General features: G+C 72.6%; 3 protein-coding genes and 1 pseudogene. 3 read left to right on the top strand and 1 reads right to left on the bottom strand.

Features of this window, described 5'->3' with window-relative positions:
• Positions 1–238: pseudogene (locus G3I65_RS26325) on the top strand (mycofactocin system transcriptional regulator); the annotation flags it as partial.
• A gap of 2 nt (positions 239–240) precedes the next feature.
• Here G3I65_RS26325 and G3I65_RS26320 read toward each other — a convergent pair.
• The gene (locus G3I65_RS26320; protein ID WP_160698488.1) at positions 241–1,617 is read right to left on the bottom strand and encodes an APC family permease; all 1,377 of its coding nucleotides are present in this window, start codon (positions 1,615–1,617) and stop codon (positions 241–243) included.
• 119 nt (positions 1,618–1,736) lie between these two features.
• Between G3I65_RS26320 and G3I65_RS26315 the strand changes: the two genes are divergently transcribed.
• Together G3I65_RS26315 and G3I65_RS26310 are read left to right on the top strand one after the other, a co-directional pair.
• Entirely contained in the window at positions 1,737–2,339 is a 603-nt protein-coding gene (locus G3I65_RS26315; protein WP_160698487.1) for a TetR/AcrR family transcriptional regulator, read from the top strand.
• The coding region (locus G3I65_RS26310; RefSeq protein WP_160698486.1) for a P1 family peptidase at positions 2,336–3,029 on the top strand (694 nt) is incomplete at its 3' end. The genes G3I65_RS26315 and G3I65_RS26310, both read left to right, overlap by 4 nt.

Genomic DNA, 3,029 nt, shown 5'->3' with positions numbered 1-3,029 from the left:
CCGCCACTACGACGCGTGGGAGCGGGCGGTCAGCGCGTACGTCGGAGCCCGCACCGGCCAGCCCGCGGACGCGCTGTACCCGCTGGCGGTCGGGCGCGCGGTGCTGGCGACGTGCCGCGCGGCGTACGAGCGCTGGTCGGCCCGAGCGGACGCGGACCTCACGGTGTACCTGGACGCGGCGCTGCGCGCGCTGGCGAGCGGGTTCGCCGACCCGGCGGTCATCGAACCCGGGGACTGACGTCAGTCGCGGGCGAGCTGTTCTTCCTCAACCGGCTCGGCCAGCTGCCACCCACCGCGCCGGCGCAGCACCAGTGCGTAGTACCCCATCGCCAGCACCACGATCCCCGCCGTCACCAGCAGGCTCGGGCGGCCCACCGCCGGGTCCAGGATGTTCTGGTACACCACGAACACCAGCACCGCCAAGGCCAGCACCGGGGCCACCGGGAACCACGGCATGCGGTACCGCGCGTGGGCCGTCGAACCCGTGCGGCGGCCGATGATCGCGCCCAGGCAGAGGGCCGCGTAGACGGCCACGATCGACGTGCTCGTGACCACCAGCAGCAGCTGGGGATCCACGAAACACAGTGCCGCCGCCACGATCCCGGTTCCTACGGTCGCCACCCACGGGGTGCCGAAGCGGGGGTGGACCGCCGACAGCGCGCGGTTGACCGAGCCCGGCCAGGCGCGGTCGCGGCCGCTGCTGAAGACCAGGCGGGAGCTGATCAGGACGATTGCCAGCACCGCGTTCACGATCGCCAGCGCCACCGCGAGGCTGAGCACCGTGTCGAGCGTGCCGCCGCCGCGGGCGGTGATGAACGCCGACAGCATGTTCTCCGAGCCGAACAGCGCGGGCAGGTCCGGCGCGCCCAGCAGGACCGCCGTCACCGGGACCAGCTCGGCGACCACCGTGATCGCCAGCGCCAGGAGGATCGCGCGGGCGATGCCGCGGGGCGCGTCCTGGGTTTCCTCGCCGAAGTACACCGCCGAGCCGTAGCCGTTGTAGGCGAACATCGCCACCGACGTCGCGATCGCGATGGCGCCGATCGTCGCCGGGCCGCCGCCGGGCGCCACCGGGTGGGCGAGCAGGTCGGTGAACGGGCGGGCCGGGTGCAGCAGCCCGAGCGCGCTGACCACGACCAGCGCCAGGATCTCGATCGCCAGGAAGACGCCGGTTACCCACGCGTTCAGCTTGATGTCGAACACCCCGACGACGGCCGCCAGCAGGCACGTCACCGCCGCGACCGCCGGCCCGGGCAGGCCGGGGAACAGCACGCCCAGGTAGGTGCCGACGCCGAGCGCGATCACCGCGACGATCAGCACCTGCGTGACGATCATCAGCCCCAGCACGGCGAACCCGGGCAGCCGGCCGAGCGTGCGGGCCACAATCGCGTACTCGCCGCCGGCCACCGGGAACGCTGACGCCAGTTCGGCGTAGACGAACGCCATGAACACGCCGACCACCGCCGCGGCCGCGAAGCTGAAGAACGCCCCGCTCCCGGCGCCGGTCAGCACGCCCGGCGCGATGATGAACACCGAGGACGCGGGGCTGATCGCCGAGAGCGTGATGAGCAGGGTGCCGAGGGTGCGCAGGCCGCGGCGCAGGGCGGGGGTGGTCACGAGCGGGCCTCCAGTTCTCTGAAGCTCATTCGAAAAACCGAGTGAGCACGCATCAAAGGCGCTCGAAGCCAGCTAGTCAAGTACTTGCTTTTTTCGAAGATCGTTCGAACAATGGCCGCATGGCACGACCGAGCAGGGCCCCCGAGCGGCGGGCCGAGCTGATCGCGGTGGCGCGCCGCGCCGTCGTCGAGCGCGGGGTCCTCAACCTGCGGCTGCGGGATATCGCCGACGGCGCAGGCCTGTCCTCGGGCTCGGTGCTCTACTACTTCCCCACCCTGACCGACCTCCTGCGGGAGGTGCAGCAGGAAGCCGTCGAGCGGTTCTGCACCCAGCGGGAGGAGGCCGCCCGCGGCGGGACACCGTGGGCGCGGCTGCTCGCCACGATCCGCACCGGCCTGCCGACCGGGCCGTCCGACGAACTGTGCGTGCTGCTCTACGAACTCGGCACGATCGCCCGCCGCGACCCCGCGTACGCCGCCCGGCACGTCGCGCTGTTCGAGCGGCAGGTGCGGATCTACGCCGGCATCCTCGAAGCCGGCGCGGCGACCGGCGAGTTCACCCTGACCGCCGAGCCGGTCACGATCGCGCGGAACCTCGTCGCCCTCGAAGACGGCTACGGCCTGCACCTCACCCAGGCCGTGCCCACTGTGGACCGGGCCACCGCCGAAGCCATGCTGCTTTCCTTCGCCCGCATCGCCTGCGGACTGGAGGACCTGTCATGACCCGTGCCCGCGACCTGGGCATCACGCTGCCCGGCCGGCCCGGCCCCCACAACGCGCTCACCGACGTCCCGGGCGTCGAAGTCGGCTACACGACGCTCATCGAAGGCGATTCGGTGCGCACCGGCGTCACCGCGATCCTCCCCCGCGGCCGCGCGGACTTCGCCGTGCCGTGCGCGGCCGGGACGTTTTCCTTGAACGGCAACGGCGAGATGACCGGCACGGCCTGGCTCGCCGAGACCGGCTCGCTCGCGCTGCCGGTGCTGATCACCAACACCCACGCCGTCGGGCCGTGCCACCGCGGCGTGATCGACTGGGTGGTGCGCGAGCGGCCCGACGTCGCGGCGGAGTGGCTGCTGCCGGTGGTCGCCGAGACCTGGGACGGCTACCTCAACGACATCAACGCCCCGACGATCCACAGTGGACACGCGACCGCGGCGCTCGACGCGGCGCGCGGTGGCGCGCTGGCAGAGGGATCCGTCGGCGGCGGCACGGGAATGACGTGCTACGGCTTCAAAGGCGGCACCGGTACCGCGTCCCGGCTCGTGTCCTACGGCTCCGACGAGTACACCGTCGGCGTGCTGGCGCAGGCGAACTTCGGCAGCCGCCGCGAACTCACCGTCGCCGGGGAACCGGTGGGCGCGCTGCTGGCGGCCGACGACCCGATGGCGAACTGGGCCCCGGCGCCGCCCG

This window comes from Amycolatopsis sp. SID8362, from assembly GCF_010550475.1.
Taxonomy (GTDB): Bacteria; Actinomycetota; Actinomycetes; order Mycobacteriales; family Pseudonocardiaceae; genus Amycolatopsis; species Amycolatopsis eburnea.
The sequence above is the reverse complement of the archived record's forward strand: the minus strand, read 5'-3'. Positions and strand labels throughout refer to the sequence as shown.

Excerpts from the sequence above, each read along its gene's own strand:
- G3I65_RS26315 (WP_160698487.1), top strand. The coding sequence starts at position 1,737 with ATGGCACGACCGAGCAGGGCCCCCGAGCGGCGGGCCGAGCTGATCGCG.